General features: G+C 66.1%; 14 protein-coding genes. 7 read left to right on the forward strand and 7 right to left on the reverse strand.

The features are described 5' to 3' along the window. Positions 1-389 precede the first annotated feature (389 nt). Genes B5F40_RS11020 through B5F40_RS11030 form a run of 3 tightly spaced genes read left to right on the forward strand, consistent with a single transcriptional unit; the run spans position 390 to position 4,580 of the window. Positions 390-3,146: a molybdopterin-dependent oxidoreductase gene (locus B5F40_RS11020; RefSeq protein WP_162610965.1), complete on the forward strand. Its 2,757-nt coding sequence runs from the start codon at positions 390-392 to the stop codon at positions 3,144-3,146. 12 nt (positions 3,147-3,158) lie between these two features. After that, entirely contained in the window at positions 3,159-3,740 is a 582-nt protein-coding gene (locus B5F40_RS11025; RefSeq protein WP_087194392.1) for a 4Fe-4S dicluster domain-containing protein, read from the forward strand. Positions 3,741-3,749: 9 nt separating this feature from the next. Beyond that, positions 3,750-4,580, forward strand: a complete 831-nt coding sequence (locus B5F40_RS11030) for a TorD/DmsD family molecular chaperone (RefSeq protein WP_087194393.1) — start codon at positions 3,750-3,752, stop codon at positions 4,578-4,580. A 70-nt stretch (positions 4,581-4,650) separates the two neighbouring features. Here B5F40_RS11030 and B5F40_RS11035 read toward each other — a convergent pair whose 3' ends face one another. Then, a complete protein-coding gene (locus B5F40_RS11035; protein WP_087194394.1) occupies positions 4,651-5,526 on the reverse strand; it encodes a LysR family transcriptional regulator in 876 nt (291 codons plus the stop codon). A 130-nt stretch (positions 5,527-5,656) separates the two neighbouring features. Between B5F40_RS11035 and B5F40_RS11040 the strand changes: the two genes are divergently transcribed. Next, the gene (locus tag B5F40_RS11040) at positions 5,657-6,310 is read left to right on the forward strand and encodes an SDR family NAD(P)-dependent oxidoreductase (protein WP_087194395.1); all 654 of its coding nucleotides are present in this window, start codon (positions 5,657-5,659) and stop codon (positions 6,308-6,310) included. A 23-nt stretch (positions 6,311-6,333) separates the two neighbouring features. Here the strand turns inward: B5F40_RS11040 and B5F40_RS16835 are convergent, their stop codons facing one another. From B5F40_RS16835 to B5F40_RS16415, 3 genes are all read right to left on the reverse strand, one after another. Beyond that, positions 6,334-6,468 carry a hypothetical protein gene (locus B5F40_RS16835; protein ID WP_255396417.1) on the reverse strand — a complete coding sequence of 45 codons (135 nt, stop codon included), beginning with the start codon at positions 6,466-6,468 and terminating at the stop codon, positions 6,334-6,336. A gap of 195 nt (positions 6,469-6,663) precedes the next feature. Then, the gene (locus B5F40_RS11045) at positions 6,664-9,168 is read right to left on the reverse strand and encodes an excinuclease ABC subunit A (RefSeq protein WP_087194396.1); all 2,505 of its coding nucleotides are present in this window, start codon (positions 9,166-9,168) and stop codon (positions 6,664-6,666) included. A gap of 154 nt (positions 9,169-9,322) precedes the next feature. Then, positions 9,323-9,607: a hypothetical protein gene (locus tag B5F40_RS16415; RefSeq protein ID WP_204217382.1), complete on the reverse strand. Its 285-nt coding sequence runs from the start codon at positions 9,605-9,607 to the stop codon at positions 9,323-9,325. A gap of 84 nt (positions 9,608-9,691) precedes the next feature. Between B5F40_RS16415 and B5F40_RS11050 the strand changes: the two genes are divergently transcribed. Beyond that, a complete protein-coding gene (locus tag B5F40_RS11050) occupies positions 9,692-10,909 on the forward strand; it encodes an aminotransferase class I/II-fold pyridoxal phosphate-dependent enzyme (RefSeq protein WP_204217384.1) in 1,218 nt (405 codons plus the stop codon). Positions 10,910-10,951: 42 nt separating this feature from the next. Here B5F40_RS11050 and B5F40_RS11055 read toward each other — a convergent pair whose 3' ends face one another. After that, a complete protein-coding gene (locus B5F40_RS11055; protein WP_087194398.1) occupies positions 10,952-13,108 on the reverse strand; it encodes a Tex family protein in 2,157 nt (718 codons plus the stop codon). 382 nt (positions 13,109-13,490) lie between these two features. Beyond that, on the reverse strand, positions 13,491-13,835 hold the full coding sequence (locus B5F40_RS11065) for a winged helix-turn-helix transcriptional regulator (protein WP_087194400.1): 345 nt from the start codon (positions 13,833-13,835) through the stop codon (positions 13,491-13,493). A 116-nt stretch (positions 13,836-13,951) separates the two neighbouring features. Here B5F40_RS11065 and B5F40_RS11070 point away from each other — a divergent pair, with 116 nt between their 5' ends. Then, positions 13,952-14,302 carry a TIGR04076 family protein gene (locus tag B5F40_RS11070; protein WP_239443025.1) on the forward strand — a complete coding sequence of 117 codons (351 nt, stop codon included), beginning with the start codon at positions 13,952-13,954 and terminating at the stop codon, positions 14,300-14,302. A 572-nt stretch (positions 14,303-14,874) separates the two neighbouring features. Then, positions 14,875-15,873, forward strand: a complete 999-nt coding sequence (locus B5F40_RS11075) for a VanZ family protein (RefSeq protein ID WP_087194401.1) — start codon at positions 14,875-14,877, stop codon at positions 15,871-15,873. A gap of 228 nt (positions 15,874-16,101) precedes the next feature. Here B5F40_RS11075 and B5F40_RS11080 read toward each other — a convergent pair whose 3' ends face one another. Beyond that, positions 16,102-17,709: a helix-turn-helix domain-containing protein gene (locus tag B5F40_RS11080; protein WP_087194402.1), complete on the reverse strand. Its 1,608-nt coding sequence runs from the start codon at positions 17,707-17,709 to the stop codon at positions 16,102-16,104. Positions 17,710-17,907: the final 198 nt, after the last annotated feature.

Raw genomic sequence — 17,907 nt, forward strand, 5'->3', positions numbered from 1 at the left:
ATGGCCGATGCTCCGACAACACAGGGGCACGCGTGTGATTCGATCGGGAAAGGCGAGGCTATGACGAAGTTGCCGCGAGATGCGCTCGGAGTCTGTGGGGAGTCCGTCACGTAAAGCACGCCTTCCTCCACGGGTTGCCCTATGAACAGCTCAATGCCCGAAAAAGCAGCATCCTTCCAGGGTGATTTAGATGGCGCTCGAAGCTCATAGTCATGTAGGGCGTCTATCACCTGCGTAGACATGATTCTCATAGCAACCCTTTCGATTGTGCATAATGCACAAATTGTAGGGCATTTTGTTTTCCGTTGCAGCTAAAGACTCCGCAGCCGCATGACCTCACAATGCACCCATTGCGAATATCTGCGAGTTTTTCGGACGAGAGGAGCGTTATGGGGATCATCGATCATGCGATCAGCCGAAAGGACTTTTTGCGCGCATCGACCGCGGCTGCTGCCGTGATCGCGGCAGCCGGCGTTTCGGGATGCAGCCCAAGGGAGAGGACGGCGGACGAGCCGGCCAGCGGCAAGCCAAGGGCGACCATCTGCGAGAACGACCAGCTGGTCCTAGAGGGCAAGGGCGAGTGGAAGCCCGCCATCTGCTGGAGCGGCGCCGGTTGCGGCGGCATGTGCCTGAACAAGGCCTACGTGGTGGACGGCGTGGTCGTGCGCAGCGGCACTGACAACGACCATGACGACACAGAGGCCAACCCGCAATGGCGCGCCTGTCCGCGAGGGCGCTCCAAGCGGCAGAACGTCTACGGAGTCGAGCGGCTCAAGTACCCCATCAAGCGCAAGCATTGGCAACCGGGCGGCGGCGAGAACTCCAACGGGCACCTGCGCGGCGTCGACGAGTGGGAGCGCATCACCTGGGACGAGGCCATCGACCTCGTGGGGTCGGAGATCAAGCGCATCTACGACGAGTACGGCCCACGCTCCGTGCTGGGGCAGTTCGCCTTCGACGCGTCCGCCTACAGCTTCTTCTCCAAGCTGGGCGGGTTCATGCAGATGAACGACACGGTGTCGTACGGCAGCTACACGCCGTTCGTGGGCCCGCTGGGCTTCGGCTACATGGGCGAGCCCGGGTTGCCGGCCATGAACGACCGCCTCGACCTGAAGAACGCCGACTACATCGTGCTCGACGGCTGCAATCCCGCCTGGGCATCGGCGGGCAACCCGATGTTCTACTTCCAGCAGGCGCGCGACGCGGGCACGCAGTACGCTTATATCGGGCCGTCGTACAACCTGACCGCCGCCGCGCTCGACGCGAAATGGATTCCGCTTCGAAACGGAACCGACACGCCGTTCCTGCTTGGCGTGGCTTACGAGATGCTGCGCCTCGAAGAGGAGGAGGGCGGCATCGTCGACTGGGAATTCCTGGGCAAGTACTGTGTCGGCTTTGATCTTGAGCATATGCCGGACGACGCCACGCTCGACGAGTGCTTCAAGGACTACGTGTTGGGCGCCTACGACGGCGTACCGAAGACGCCTGAGTGGGCATCGCAGTTCTGCGGCACGCCGGTGGAGGACTTCACCTGGCTTGCTCGGGTCATGGGCAAGCAGAACAAGACCATGTTCCTGTTCTCGTTCGCGGGCTTCCGCACCAACGGGTCGGAGAACCTGGCGCAGCTCATCATGACAGTCGCGTGCATGGGAGGGCACGCCGGCAAGAGCGGCCATGGCTTCGGGCCGGGTGCGTACGGCCCCTTCGCGGCCAACGGTGGAGAGATGCTCGTCTCGCCGGGGCTCGGCCGCATCGGCGATATTCCGAACCCTCTCGAGGAGTGCGGCATTCCCACCATCGTCGGATGGCAGGCTATCGTTGACGGGAAGTACACCTCCTATGACGAGGGCGTGCTCACGGGCGACTGCTCGGTGTTCCATGAGCCGGTCGAGCACGAGCTCAATATCAAGATGATCTATGCCCTTCAGCAGAACCCGCTGCATTCCCGCGGCAACGGCCAGCTGAAAGGCGTCGAGGCCTTCCGCAAAGTCGAGTTCGTGTGCACGCAGGACGTGTTCGTGTCCGACACGGCCATGTTCTCGGACATCGTGCTGCCCATCGTCAGCCAGTGGGAGGGAAACTGGGAGCCGAGCGAAGGGGACCTCGTCTGGCCAGTGGGCCTCATCCCACTGCGCGGCGACGTGAACGGCAACCGAAATAAGGAGATCCTTCCTGTTGAGCATCCGGTGATCAAGCCCCTGTTCGAGGCGAAGTCCGATTACTGGGTGCAGGAGCGCTTGTGCGAAAAGGTGGGCATCGACCCTGAGGAGCTGTTCCCGGTCAGCCAGGTTCAGTTTTACTTCGACATCATGGCGGGGGCCACGTACCGCGCTCCCGACGGCGAGTACAAGCGGCTGTTCAGCATTCGCCAGGAGACCGCCGACAAGTACCATGTGGACAACAAGCCCCAGGACGGCGGCGTCATGGACTTGGAAGAGTACTTCGAGCGGGGCGTGTTCAGCGTGCCGCGCGACGACGGCTACGTTTTCATCAAGTACGGCGACTTTATCGAGGATCCGGAGGGCCATCCGCTCGAGACCGCAAGCGGCAAGTTCGAGATCTACTGCCAGGCGAAGGCCGACGGCTTGAACCGGTGCCAGCTGAGTGAAGAGCCCATCAAGCCCTATGCCAACTACTTCACGCCCAACAGCGGCTACGTCTCCTCGTTCGAGGACTGGGAGGGCAAAGTGCCCGGCAAGTACCCGTATCTGCTGTACCAGCCGCACTATATCCGCCGTGCCCACACCCAGAACGACGGTTCCACGTGGCTGCGCGAGGCGCTTGAGAACCCGATCTTCATCAGCGCGGTCGACGCGGAGGCTAAGGGCGTCAAAACCGGCGACACGGTGCGGGTGTTCAACGACTACGGCCAGGTGCTGCGCCAGGCATCCGTCATGGCCTCAATCATGCCCGGTTGCGTGGGATTGCCGCACGGCGCACACTTCGACCTGGACGAGAGCGATCCCGAGAACCCCATCGACCTTGCCGGCTCCGAGAACATGTTACAAGGCCCCGACCACAGCAACTACCTGTACTCCCTCTCGCCTTACAACACCACGCTCGTAGACTTCGAGAGGTACGACGGCGGGGACATCCCGCGCGACTGCGAGCGCGACATCGCCCACATCGACTTCCCCGAAGCGTAAGGAGGACGCGTCATGAGCTACGGCTTCTACTACAATATGCAGCGCTGCATCGGGTGCGGCGCCTGCCAGATCGCCTGCAAGGACAAGTTCGACATCCAGCAGGCCGGGCCGCGTCCTCGGCGCGTGGACACGTTTGAATCGGGGTCGTTCCCCTCGGCATGCACGTTTTCGACGTCACTGGGGTGCAATCACTGCGAGCGGCCAGCGTGCGTCGCGGCGTGCCCGACGGGCGCCATGTTCAAGGACGACGACGGATTGGTGCTCCACGACGACGAGGCGTGCATCGGCTGTCAGTCCTGCGTCGCGGCGTGCCCCTACGGCGCTCCGCAGCACCTCGAGGAGAGGGGCATCGTGATCAAGTGCGACGCGTGCCGCGTCCTGCGCGAGGCGGGAGGCGGCAACCCCGTCTGCGTCGACGCATGCGCCATGCGCGCCCTCGACTTCGGCGATGTCGACGAGCTGCGCGCCAAGTACGGCGAGGGCCTGGTTTCCGAGTGCGTCGCGATGGAGGATGCTGAGACCACCGAGCCCAACATCCTCATCAAGCCGCGGCCGGCGGCTCTGGCGGACGCGTGCCGCCAGGTGTTCCTGTAGGGGGGCGCCATGACCGAGGAACTGCTGTCCCTCGAGGCGCTTCTGCTGGCCCGCGCCTGGCTCTACGAGCTGTTCCACAAGGCGCTCGGCGGCGCGCCTACGGCTGAGCTGCTGGAGCTCGCGTCCTCGCAGGCCACCGAGGACGCGGCAGACGAGTACGCCCGCCCTGGCAACGGCATGGCGGAGCTCGCCGCGCTCGCCCGGGGCCTGCGCGGCCGCCTGGGCAGGGAGGAACTCGTCGAGCGCTGCGCGGGCGAGTATAACCGTCTGCTCGTGGGGCTCGGCCGGCCGGGTGCGCCTCTGTGGGAGTCGGCCTACTCGGGGGAGGGCGCGCTGTTCGGCGACGGCGTGTTCTCCGTTCGGAAGGCGCTCGCGGCGCGGGGCCTGCGCCCCAAAAGGCGCGGGTCGGTGCCAGAGGACCACGCGTCGCTCCTCGCGGGCTTCATGGCCGACTCGGCGCGCAGGTGCCTGTCCGCCCTTGACTGCGAGCGCGCCGAAGAGGTGGCTCGGCTGCTCGAGGAGGACGCCACCTTCGCCTCCGAGCACCTTGGAGGTTGGCTGTGCGAGGCCGCGTCGCTTGCGGGCGATGGCGTCTTCTACCCGCAGATGATCGCCGGCTTGGCGAGCCTCGCCTCGGCCGACGTGACGTTTGCTCGCGAGGGCGCTGCCTGGTTGCGCGAGGCGGCCGACGGAGGCCGCGTCCTCGACGGAGAGCTGCCGGACGAGGCGCGGGAGGCGTTCGGATCCCTGCGCCGCGAACTCGACCGCCTCGCTGCGCTCCGGCTGCCCTTCTTGGACGAGATGGAGCTGGAGCCGATTTCGGCGAATGCGATACCCTGACCGGCATGGGCCCGCTTGGGCCCATGCCGCGTTCATCGCATGCTGTGGCTGGAGCAACCACAGCATGGATTCACGATGCCGGACCTTCGCGCCTCACGTGCTCGATGAAGCGCGCGCTCTGCTCCGACAATCCTCGATGCGCCTTCCATGCGAGCACGGTCGTCGTGCGCAAGGGGGGTTCGAAGGGGACGAACGCCAGGCCTTCGAAGCGGCAGTCTGGCTCGGCGCACACGGCGACCCCAAGCCCAGAGCTCACGAGTGCGGCCGCGTTGGCGAGCAGATTGTAGTGGGCGACGGCGGTCATTCGCACAGCGTCTCGTCCAGACCAGCTGGTCAACGCGTCATGCATGACGTCGTCGCAGATCGTGACCAAGGGCCTGCCCGCTAGATCGGCTGATCGCACCGCCGTCCGTCCGCCCAGTTCGTCGTCGCACCGCGCCAGGACGCCCCATTGCCTGCCGCTGGGCATCTGCATGCTGGCGAGGCCCTCGGTTCCCACCGGCTCGGAAAGCAGTCCCATATCGACCACGCAGCTCTCGAGCTGGGCGCGCACCTCCACGTTGTCGCCGGAGAGCAGCGTGAACCTGACGAAGGGGTGCTCCAGGCGAAACGAGGCCATCGCGCTCGCGAGCCGTCCGATGCTCGCCGCGTCGCCGCATCCGACGACCACCTCGCCTTCCAGACCCGATTCCGGCCGCGTCGCCTCCTCGCACGCCCTCCGCGTCAGGCCGACGATCTCCTGCGCGCGCTGCCTGAAGCGCGCCCCCTGGGGCGTGAGACGCACGCGATGGCGCTCGCGGGCGAAAAGGTCTGAGCCCACCTCGGCCTCGAGTTGCCGTATCTGCCTGGACAGGGTCGGCTGCGTGAGGTTGAGCTGCTCGGCCGCGCGCGTCACGTTCTCCTCGCGGGCGACCACGAGGAAGTACTCGAGGATCCTGGTGTCCACGGCGCACCCGCCTTTCTCGGAAACGATGCAATATTTGAATTAATACATATGCATGATAAGCATTTTACATGATTGGCGGCAAGAGCGAGAATCGAGGTGTCGCGAGAACCTTTCAAGAAGGAGGCAAGGCATGGAGAAGACGGTCGTCATCGTCGGAGCGGGGCCGGGGATAGGCAGCGCGGTCGCGCGGGAGTTCGCCGCGCACGGATTCCTCCCGGTGCTCATGGCCCGCAGCGCCGAGCGCCTGGCGCGCTACCAGCGGGAGTTTCGCGAGGAGGGCATCGAGGTGGTCACCAAGGTGGTCGACGCGGCGCGTCCGGAGACGCTGCAGACGGCCATCGCCGAAATCGGCGAGGAGCTGGGCTGCCCCGATGCGCTCGTGTACAACGTGGGCGTCACCGAGCCCGACGGCGACCGCGAGATCACGGGCGATCTGTTGGTGGAGCGTTTCCGCGTGGACGTGGCAAGCGCCTGGGACGCTGCGCGCTTCATGGCCACCGACGAGTTCGCGGCCAAGGGCGGCGCCATCCTCCTCACGGGCGGGGGATTCGCCTGGTCGTTCTCGCCCATCCCGTTCCTCGTGCCGTTGTGCATCGACAAGGCGGCGCTCAACGCCCTGAACATCATGCTGCACGACCGGCTTGCGCCGCGCGGCGTGTTCGTGGGAAGCGTGCTGGTGAGCGGCGTGGTCGAACCCGGCGATGAAAGGTACGATCCGGCCCTGGTGGCCAAGCAGTATTGGAAGATGTACGAGGAGCGCGACGAGTGGCAGGTGCGCTACTGACAGCGTTCGGGTCGCCCTCTTCTTCAGGGCTTGGCGAGGGCGACCGCCTCCTCGGTCAGAAGCCTCAGAACCTCCTGGAGGAAGGCGGAATCGCGGCTTTTGCGGTAGGCAGCGCACACGGTGACGGGGATATGTTCCTCCAGAGGCACCTGCACCACGCCGAAACCCAGGGTGCCGTTCGGCTCGCCGCCGAATATGGGGGCGAAGTCCCTCGGCCCCAGCTGGTAGAGCGCGTCGGCGGCCTCGCCCAGTATGGGGCGCGAGGTATGAACTGTCCAGCTGAAAAGCTGCGCTCTCGTCTACCGCGCCGACACCATCGAGGAGCTTGCCCGGCGCAGGCGGCGAAGTAAGGCTTAGAGGTACCTTCCCGTGACGCTGTCCGGATCGGCGGCCACCTGCTCGGGGGTGCCGGCGGCGACGATGCGGCCGCCGGAGGCGCCGCCGCCGGGGCCCATGTCGATCACGTAGTCGGCGTTCGCGATGACGTCCAGGTCGTGCTCGATCACCACCACGGTGGCGCCCTGCGTCACCAGGCGGTCGAACACCTCCAAGAGCTGCGCCACGTCGAGCGGGTGCAGGCCGATGGTGGGCTCGTCGAACACGAACACGGCGTCGTCCTGCGTACGCTTCATCTCGCTCGCCAGCTTCAGGCGCTGCGCCTCGCCGCCGGAGAGCGCCGGCGTGGCCTCGCCGAGGGTGAGGTAGCCGAGCCCCAGGTCGCAGAGGGTCTGCAGCTTCGCGGCCACCCGCTTGAGGTCGGACGTGGCGGCCAGCGCCTCGCTCGCGTCCATGGCCATGAGGTCGGGCAGCGACACGAGGTCGACCGGGTCGTCCGCGTGCGGTCGGCGGATGCGGTCGGCCTCCGGCGCGTAGCGCGAGCCGCGGCAGGCGGGGCAGGTGATGTCCACGTCGGGCAGGAACTGCACGTCCAGGCTGATGGAACCCGTGCCGTCGCACACTGGGCAGCGGAGCTTCCCCGTGTTGTACGAGAAGTCGCCCGCCTTGAGGCCGGCGGCCTTCGCCTCGGGGGTGCGGGCGAAGGCGCGGCGCAGCTCGTCGTGCACGCCCGCGTAGGTGGCCACGGTCGAGCGCACGTTGATGCCGATGGGGGAGGCGTCGATGAGGTTCGCCCGCTCGATGCCCGCGGCCTCGAGGACGCGCACGTGGGCGGGCGGCTTCTCGCCGACGGCCGCCGCCTTGAGCGCGGGCGCGAGGCTCTCCAGCACGAGCGTGGTCTTGCCGGAGCCCGACACGCCCGTGACGGCGGTGAGCCGCCCGCGCGGGACGTCCACGGCAAGGGGCTTCACGGTGTGGAGCGCGTCCGTCTCCAGATGGATGCGGCCGAGGTCGAACACGTGGGCGGCGTCGGCTCGGGCGCGCACGTGCACGGTGCGCGCTCCTGACAAAAACGGCCCGATGAGCGAGTCTGGGTCGGCCTCGATCTCGGGTACGCTGCCCTGGGCGATCACGCGCCCGCCCGCGGCGCCGGCGCCCGGGCCTATCTCCACGATATGGTCGGTCTCGCCCAGGATGCGCGCGTCGTGGTCCACCATCACCACCGAGTTGCCGTCGGCCAGAAGGTCGCGCATGACCTCCACCAGGCCGTCGACGTTCACCGGGTGCAGCCCGATGGACGGCTCGTCCAGCACGTAGAGCACGCCCGTGGTGCGGTTGCGCACGGCGCGGGCCAGCTGCACGCGCTGCCGCTCGCCGGTGGAGAGCGTCGAGCCCGCACGGTCGAGCGAGAGGTAGCCCAGCCCCAGGTCGACGAGTCGGCGCGCCGTGTGCTGGAACGACTCGCAGATGTTTTTCGCCATCGGGCGCATCTCGGTCGGCAGGCCGCCCGGCACGGCGTCCACCCAGCCCGTGAGGCCGGCGAGCGTCTTCTCGGTGGCCTCGGCCAGGTTGATGCCCGCCACCTGCGGCTTCAGCGCGTCGGCCGACAGGCGCGTGCCGTGGCACACGGGGCAGGTGCCCTGCTTGAGGAAGCGGGCCACGCGCGCGAGGCCCTTCTCGTCCTTCACCTTCGCCAGCGCGTTCTCCACGGTGTAGACGGCGTTGTAGTAGGTGAAGTCCAGCTCGGCGAAGGTGTCGGACTTCTTCGCCTTGTACAGGATGTGCTTCTTCTCGGCGGGGCCGGAAAACACGATGTCGCGCTCCTTGGGCGTGAGCTGGTTGAACGGCACGTCGGTGCGCACGCCCATCTCGCGTGCGACCTGCTTCATGAGATCCCACATGAGCGTGCCCCACGGCGCCACCGCGCCCTCGTCGATGGTGAGCGACTCGTCGGGCACGAGCGCGTCTGTGTCCACGGTGCGCACGACGCCGGTGCCGTCGCATTCGGGGCACGCGCCGTCGCCGTTGAAGGCCAGCTCCTCGGCGCTCGGGCCGAAGAACTCCACGCCGCAGACGGGGCACGTGATGGGCCGCTCGGCGGCGACGTTGAGCGTGGGCGGAACGCGGTGGCCGTTGGGGCACACATGGCTGCCGACGCGCGAGAACAGGAGGCGCAGGCTGTTCAAGAGCTCGGTGGAGGTGCCGAACGTGCTGCGCACGCCGGGGACGGCGGGCCGCTGGTGCAGCGCGAGGGCGGCGGGCACGTGCAGCACCTCGTCCACGTCGGCGCGCCCCGCCTGCGTGAGGCGGCGGCGCGTGTAGGTGGAGAGCGCCTCGAGGTAGCGGCGCGAGCCCTCCGCGTACAGCACGCCGAGGGCGAGCGACGATTTGCCCGACCCCGACACGCCCGCGATGCCCACGAGGCGGCCGAGCGGGATGTCGACGTCGAGGTCCTTCAGGTTGTGCACATGCGCGCCGCGCACCTGGATGCGGTCGGGTTCTGAACAGGCTCGTGTTTCCATGCTGGTCGTGTCTCCTGCTTTCTTGGCTCAAGTGCTCGCTCGATGCTTATGGTAGCGCATCCGCCCCCGCAACCGTCGATCTGCGACAAGATGCCGATAAAATGAACTTGCCTCGTTATGCTTGCACCGTGCACCGTTCTCTGGTTCAATAAGTTCAATTTATTGAACTGAGAAATTGAACTTTGGAGCGCTTATGAGCATGCAGTATGAATCGTTCGCCGATCGCCTCGTCCGGGCTATGGCGGCCCAGGGCTTCAAGCAGGCCGATCTTATCAGGCTGGCGGGCAAACGGGGGATGAGGCTTGGAAAAAGCCAGGTCAGTCAGTATGCGAACGGTAAAACCGTTCCCCGCAGGCCCGTTGGCGAAGTGTTGGCCGCCGTATTGGACGTGCCCACCGCCTGGCTGATGGAGGGCAAGGAAATTGAACCTGCCGTTCATGAGGATGCGCCTGCGAGCGAGCCTCCCTGCATCGAAGCCGAAACCAGGGCAGCATCCGCAACCATTGAATCGAGGAGTACTCCCATGCGCGAGATCAAGAAGTCGGCAAAATTGGACAACGTGCTGTACGACGTGCGCGGCCCGGTGGTGGAGGAGGCCGAGCGCATGGAGGCGGCCGGTGCGCGCGTCCTGAAACTCAACATCGGCAACCCGGCACCGTTCGACTTCCGCGCTCCCGAGGAGATGGTGTTCGACATGAGCCGCCAACTCGTCGACTGCGAGGGCTATTCGTCGGCGAAGGGCCTGTTCTCGGCGCGCAAGGCCATCATGCAGTATGCGCAGCTCAAGCACATCCAGGGTGTCGACGTCGACGACGTGTACACCGGCAACGGCGTGAGCGAGCTCATCAACCTCAGCATGCTCGCGCTGCTCGACAACGGCGACGAGGTGCTTGTGCCCTCGCCGGACTACCCGCTGTGGACGGCGTGCGTCACGCTCGCCGGCGGCACGCCCGTCCATTACGTGTGCGACGAGCAGGCGGAATGGTACCCCGACATGGACGATATCCGCAAAAAGGTGACGAGTCGCACGAAGGCCCTCGTCATCATCAACCCGAACAACCCCACCGGCTCGCTCTACCCGCGCGAGGTGCTGCAGGAGCTCGTCGACATCGCGCGCGAGCACAACCTCATCATCTTCTCCGACGAGATCTACGACCGCATCGTCATGGACGGGCTCGAGCACGTCTCCATCGCCTCGATGGCCCCCGACGTGTTCTGCGTCACGTTCAGCGGCCTGTCGAAGTCGCATATGGTGGCCGGCTACCGCATCGGCTGGATGGTGCTGTCGGGCGACAAGGCGCGGGCGCACGACTACATCCTCGGTGTCAACATGCTGTGCAACATGCGCATGTGCTCGAACGTGCCCGCGCAGTCCATCGTGCAGACGGCGCTCGGCGGCCACCAGAGCGTGCAAGGCTACATCGTGCCGGGCGGTCGCGTGTACGAGCAACGCGAGTACGTGTACAACGCGCTCAACGACATCCCCGGCGTCACCGCGGTGAAGCCCAAGGCGGGCTTCTACATCTTCCCGAAGCTCGACGTGAAGAAGTTCAACATCACGGACGACGAGAAGTTCACGCTCGACCTGCTGCACGAGAAGCGCCTGCTCGTGGTGCACGGCGGCGGCTTCAACTGGAAGAAGCCCGACCACTTCCGCGTGGTGTACCTGCCGCGCATCGAGGTGCTCGGCGAGGCGATGCGGGATCTCGGCGATTTTCTCAGCCGCTACCGCCAAGCGTAGGGGTCGGCGGGGCAAGCTGTAGCTCGGAAGAGCTTCCCGAGTCTACAGTTTCCCCTTCACCATGGTCAGCGAGATCTTGCCGCGGTCCTTGTCGACGCCGGCCACCCAGACGGTGACGGTGTCGCCCACGGACACGACCTCGCTCGGGTGGCGCACGAAGCGGTCGGCCAGCTTGGAGACGTGCACGAGGCCGTCCTGTTTCACGCCGATGTCCACGAACGCGCCGAAGTCCACCACGTTGCGCACGGTGCCGGTGAGCTCCATGCCGGGCGCGAGGTCGTCGAAGTCGCGGATGCCCTTGCTGAACACGACCGCCGGCGCGCTGTCGCGGGGGTCGCGGCCCGGCTTCTCCAGTTCGGCCACGATGTCGCGCAGGGTGGGCAGGCCCACGCCCAGCTCGGCCGCGAGGGCGGGCAGGTCGCCGAGGCGGCTCGCGATGTCGGGGACGCCGCCGCGCGCGAGCGCCTCCGGCTTCACCTTCGCGCGTTTCAGCAGCTCGCGCGCCACGGGGTAGCTCTCGGGGTGGACGCTCGTGGCATCGAGCGGGTTCGCGCCGCCGGCCACGCGCAAAAAGCCCGCGCAGTTCTGGTAGGCCTTGGCGCCGAGCTTGGGTACCTTCTTGAGCTCGCGGCGGTCGGCGAACCTTCCGTGCTCCTCGCGGTAGGCCACGATGTTCCTGGCCACGGCGGTGCTCACGCCCGATACGTAGCCCAGCAGGCTCGCGCTGGCCGTGTTGAGGTCGACGCCCACGCGGTTCACGACGCGCTCCACCACGCCCGCGAGCGCGCGGCCGAGCTCTGCCTGGTTGAGGTCGTGCTGGTACTGGCCCACTCCGATGGACTGCGGCGGTATCTTCACCAGCTCGGCGAGCGGGTCCTGCAGGCGGCGGTCCAGGCTCATGGCGCCGCGCGTGGTGACGTCGAGGTCGGGGTACTCCTCGCTCGCCAGCTGGGACGCGGAGTACACCGACGCGCCCGCCTCGTTCACGATGGTGTAGCGCAGGGGCGCGTCCGTCTTGGCGATGAGGTCGGCCACGACCTCCTCCGTCTCGCTGCTGCCCGTGCCGTTGCCGATGACGATGGTGTTGGCGCGGTGGCGCTTCACGTATTCGGCCAGCTTGTCCTGCGTCTTGCGCACCTCGCTGCGCGGCGGGGTGGGGTAGACGGTGGTGAAGTCGAGCAGCTTGCCGTACTCGTCGAGCACCGCCACCTTGCAGCCCGTGCGGTAGCCCGGGTCGATGGCGATGACGCGCGCGCCGCGCACGGGACGCTGCGAAAGCAGGCTCTCGGTGTTCTTCGCGAACACCTTGATTGCGTCGGTCTGCGCGCGCTCGGTGAGGAGGCTGCGCATCTCGCGGTCGAGGGAGGGGGCCATCAGGCGTTTGTAGCCGTCGGAGATGGCTTCGCGCAGCTCGGGGGCGAAGGGGCTTGCCGGGTTCCTGACCACACGATGCTCCAGCTGCCCGATGGCGGCGTCCGCGTCTACGCGCACCTTGGCGCGCAACTTCCCCTCCTTCTCGCCGCGGTTGACGGCGAGCACGCGGTGGTTGGGGATGCGCGAGAGCGGCTCGGAGAAGTCGTAGTACGCCTCGTAGACGGTCTTCTCCTGCGGGTCGACCGCTTCCACGGCCAGCGCGCCGGTGCGCTTGGTGAACGTGCGCAGGGCCTCGGTGTGCTCGGCGTCGTCGGCGATGGCCTCGGCCACGATGTCGCGGGCGCCCTGCAGCGCGGTCTCCGGCGTGGGGAAGCCGGTTTCGGCGTTCACGAGCCCGGCCGCCAGGGCGAGGGGGCTCTTGTCGCTGCGGCCCTGCGCCAAGATGAGCAGCGCAAGGGGCTCGAGGCCTGCATCGCGTGCCTTCGACGCGCGGGTGGCGCGCTTCTTCTTGTACGGCTTGTACAGGTCCTCCACGCGCTGCATGACCTCGGCCGCCTCGATCTTCGCGCGCAGCTCGCCCGTGAGCTTGCCCTGCTCGTCGATGGCGCGCAGCACCTCGGTCTTGCGAGCCTCGAGGTTGCGCAGGTAGGCGAGGCGCTCGTCGAAGGCGCGCAGCTGGGCGTCGTCCATGCCGCCGGTGGCCTCCTTGCGGTAGCGAGCGATGAACGGGATGGTGTTGCCCTCGTCGACAAGGGCGATGACGGCCGCGACCTGCGCCGCAGATAAGTTGAGCTCGCGCGCGAGCGTGGTGTGGATGGATGACATGGAGCAGACTCCTGTGGCTTCGAACGGCTGATTCGTAGGCATTTCATTATAACGTTGCTCTCCCCGCCACCTCCTCGCGGGATTCGACAAGCTTGCCTGCGCATGTCAGGCGCCCCCCCCCGCGCAGGGTCCTTCGCGGATTCGCGGGCTTCCGGTCACAGTTTTGGCCGCTCTGAAGCTTTTTGGCGGCACGCAGGCGCTTGGCGCAATTCGCGACCTGCGCAAACACGTAGATAACGGCCGTTCGGCCATCGAAACCGAGCTCCGAGCCCATGAAAAGGCTTCAGAGCGGCCAAAACTGTGACTTCGACGCTTGTATCGCCGTCAAGGCAAGATCGACATACCGTCATCCCAAGCGAACGGAGCGACCGTGGCAGCTATCCTAATCGAGAGGGTCGTGCTTCGTTCCCCACTCGCACATGGCCTCCATCAGGGGGTAGAGCGACTTGCCCTTCTCGGAGAGGCGGTACTCCACCTTGGGCGGGATCTGCGGGTACTCGGTGCGCACGATAAGCCCGTCGGCCTCCAGGTCCTTCAGCTGGCGGCTGAGCGTCTTGTCGGTGATGTTCCCGATCTTTCGCTTAAGCTCGTTGAACCTCATGATCTCGCACTCCACGAGCCAGTACATGATGACGAGTCGCCACTTCCCGCCGATCATCGACAGCGTGTAGCCGAACGGCGTGTCGGCGAGCGACGAGAGGCTTCCCTCGTAGGGCTCCATGCTCATAGGCGCTTCCCTTCAGGATAGTACCTGTTCTGAATGATCGTACTTCCACAACGGCTTGCCCTGCATTATAACGTGAGGCAGGAATGATCGAACGACAAGAGCGAAAGGGAACCGTCATGGCCATGAGCAAAGTGAGGATCACGGTGCTGAAGACCACGCTCGACGAGGAGTTGGCCGCGGAGTACGGCGTCGAAGGGCTGCAAGCATGCCCGATGATGCGTGCTGGACAGGGGTTCTACGCCGACTACGCCAAGCCCGAGGGCTTCTGCGATGAGGCGTGGAAGGCGATCTACCAGTATGTGTTCGCGCTCGCCCACGGCGGCGAGGGCTTCACGTTCTACTTCGACGACTGGATGCGCGAACCTGGCAAGGCCATCGTCAGCTGCAACGACGGCCTGCGTCCCGTCATCATGAAGCTGGAGGCCACCGACATCCCCAGCGAGCTGAGCTACGAGCCGGTGCGCTAGAGACGTCGAGGCTTGCCGACGCCGATACCGCGCTGCACCCGTCCTCCAATACGCCTTGATGCGCTTCGTCCCCGCTTTCGACAAACGGCTCGAGGCCAATGCGAAAAACCGACTGCGTGCCTGACCGATTGCAAGAGGCGGTTGCGTTTCGAGTTTTCGGGCGTTTCGTGCGTCCCGCCTGCGCTCCCGAATGAAGCGAGGGCTTGTTAAACGCTGAGGAAACGCCCTTGCCTTTTCGATTCCCGTAAGCGGCGCCGATCACGTGTTTCCCAGTGGGCAACTGCTCGATCTCGAGATTTTCGAGAGCCGCATTGCAGGCTTTGGGTTTCTCGGCGAGCGCAACGACAAAGCATCGCTCGACAAGCGCTTGTCGTCGGTGCGGGTTGCGCCTTCGAAACCTGCGATCGCTTTCGCTAGAACCGAATTAGGTACGCCAGCGCCCGCTTAACCTCGTCGCGAAAATGGCGTTCGTCTTGCGAAGAAGTAAGGATGTCGTAAGCGGCAGGCAAGCGCGCCGCAAAGGATCTGATTCATACTGAAGGCGGACGACGTTGTGGGAAAGGCGGGTGGCGGTGGGCTACATAGGACAGTTCCTCGGACGGTTCAGCGAGAGCTTCGCGGCGGCGGTGGCGCTATGGCCGCTTGCATCTCTGCTGCTCACGCTGCCTATCCTTGCCTACCTGTACCACCGTGACGGACGGTTGCGCGCGGCATCGGCGGTGTCGGCCTACCTCGCCGTGCTCTACGTGCTGGGGCTTGGGTGCTTCACGCTCTATCCGTTGCCCGACGGCACGTCCGGCCCCGGCATCACCTACGGCATCGAGCCGCGGTTCAACCCGCTCGGCTTCTTGGACGACCTCGCGAAGGACGGCGTGCGCGCCCTGCCGGACATGGTGGCGAACGTGGCGTTCTTCGTGCCGCTCGGCTTCATTGCGGGGCGCCTGCTGCGCTGGCGGTTCGCAATGACGCTCGTGGCGGGGTTCGGCACCTCGCTTTTGATCGAGACGGCGCAGCTCACCGGCTTGTTCGGCCTGTATCCCTATGCGTACCGGATGTTCGACGTTCTGGACCTGTTCTGCAACACGGCGGGCGCTGCCGTCGGGTGGGGCGCCGCCGTGCTCGCCGGGCGCCTGTTGCCGCCGGGCGAGTTGGCACGGGAAGGTCGCGTGACCGACCGGCCCGGCTTCGTGCGCCGTGTCGTCGCGCTCTGGATCGACCTGTCCGTCATGGGGGTCGTCCTGGTCGTCCTGCTTGCCGTGGCGAGCGTCGCGCTGCATGCGGCGGGCGATTCCTCGTGGACCGACGGCAGCTGGTGGGAGCGCGCGGTTGCGGCTGCGGTGTTCGTCGCGTTCGAGGGCGTTGTCCCGTGGCTCCGGCAGGGCCGCACGCTCGGCGGCGGCTTCGTGCGCATGACGTGCGAGACGCGCCCTCGCGCAGGTTGGCGGCGGCTCGCCTTCTACGTGGCTCGAGCGCTGACGCTGGCCGCCGCCGTGGCGCTTCTCCCGCTCTCCATCATCCCGCTGCTGCTGTTCTACGCTTTCGCCCGCCGCATGCCCTACGACTACCTGTGACGGAAGCGGGCGGGCAGGGGAAGGTCGACGGAGATCTCGCCGCCTCGCGCGATTCCTTTGCCGGAGAGGGATCGTCCCGAGCCGAAGGGAAGCCCGCACCGCGTGTCGTCGGATGCGTCGCGCCTTCGTTGAGCTTTCGCCGCCGAGGCGTCCCGCAACGTCTAGAGGGGCGTCCGCTTCCGCGAAGGAAAGCCTGACGGCAGTTCGCAGCGCTCGCATGGCGCGCCGTCAGCCGGCTTGTTCCCGGTCGGGCCTTTCCGTTCCGTAGATGAGGTCGAGCAGCTCTTGCCGGCTGTGGATGCCGAGCTTCTGGTACAGGCGGTGGCTGTAGGTGTTCACGGTGCCACGCGAGATGTAAAGTTCCTGTTCGATGCGCGCAGCCGAGCGTCCTTGCGCGAGCAGCAGCATGACTTCGCGCATCCGTCCCGACACCCCGACGCGGTCGGCGACGATCCCCACCCGTTCCTCCAAAGAGAGCGCCTCCGGCTCGCGCTCGAGCCGCGGCTCGAGCGCGATGCTCGCGTCCGGGATGGCGGAAGGCTTTTTCCCCTGTCGCTCGCGGCACCTCATCGAGTGACGGTGCACGCGGGCGATGTCACGCTCGGTGAGCGTGAGGGTGTAGGTCACCACCACGGCGAACACCATCAAACACGAGACGGCGAACCGGAGTTGCCAGGAGAACTCGACGGAGCTTGCGAGCAGCGAGCTCGAGAGCGATCCCAGAAGCACGCCTCCCGACACCGCGCAGCGACCGAAGCCGTAGGCGCGCAAGGGCGGCACGGCGAATCGGAGGCTCATGTCGGCGAGCATCACCCAGCTGATGATCTCGAAGCAGAAATAGCCCGTTTGGACGAACACGTAGGCCAGAAAGTGGTTCAAAAACGCGTTGGCCTCGAAAAACGGGGTCAGAAGGCATCCTGCCGCCGTGAAGATGAGGACGGTCTTGTAGGAGAACGCGAGGTCGAGCCTTCTGCTGAACAGCAGGATGCCCAGCATGATGCAGCTGACGAGCAGAGCCGCCAGCGGAAAGGTGAAGATGGAGTACGCCTCGGTTCCCGAGGGCGCTTCGTAGGAGGTGTAGAGCGACTGCATCATGCTGATGCAGCAACCGAAGACGATGGAGCCCACGGAGAACTTGACGAGCATCCCCACGTAGTCGGAAGGAGGCCTCCCTTCTGCGGCGATCAAGTCCGCGCCTTCCTGCAAAGGCTCGTTCTTGAGACCGTGCTCGAGGCTCATGCGGTCGAGCTCCCTCACCATGAGCACGCTCGATGCGATGGGCAGAACCGCCACGACGGTCATCTGCAAGGAAAGCGGCAGCATGCCGTAGAGGGGCATGAGGGATGCCGCCAGCACGTAGGCCACCGACACCTCCGCGGCCGTGCACGGACCTCCTTCCAGACTGTAGATCTTCCCCCAGAAGAGGGTGAGCAGCCCCGACCCCACGCCCGTCGCCATGGAGGCGATGACGAGCATGGCCGCCCCGATCCCTTCGCTGAGCTGGGCGAAGGGCTCGACGGACGTGCCGACGATGCACAGCAGCGCCGGCAAAGAGCGCTCGATCGGGCCACGAAGCAGCCGCTCGCAGCGATCGTCGAGCGCCCCGCAAACGAACAGGGTGAGCACGAGCGCGATCAAGGAGCCTTGGTAGATGCTCGTGGTCGCAAGCCGCTCTGCGGGCGATGCGGGCGCGACGGCGCCGTTGAAGAACACGAGGAAAACCCAAGCCCGGCTGAAGGTGAACCCGATCATGCGTTTGGTGAACGCCTCGTTGGAGAACTTCCTCAGGCGGTCGGCGAACACGCTCCGGTACGTCTCTTTGCCTGTATCCCCCATGCCGCGCGACCCCCTTTCGCTCGTGACGGAGCGCCGAGCGTCCGAAACCCGGCGCGATGCGCCCGCAGACGGGCGCGCCCCTCGCCGCAATTATAGACTGTGCGCGTCCTCCGATGACGCGGCGAGGCGGCTTGGGGACGGGATCGCCTCCGTGCACACGCGGGGGTTTTCGAAAAACATAAACTGTTTATGACAGCT

The sequence above is a fragment of the Gordonibacter sp. An230 genome (genome assembly GCF_002159915.1).
Taxonomy (GTDB): Bacteria; Actinomycetota; Coriobacteriia; order Coriobacteriales; family Eggerthellaceae; genus Rubneribacter.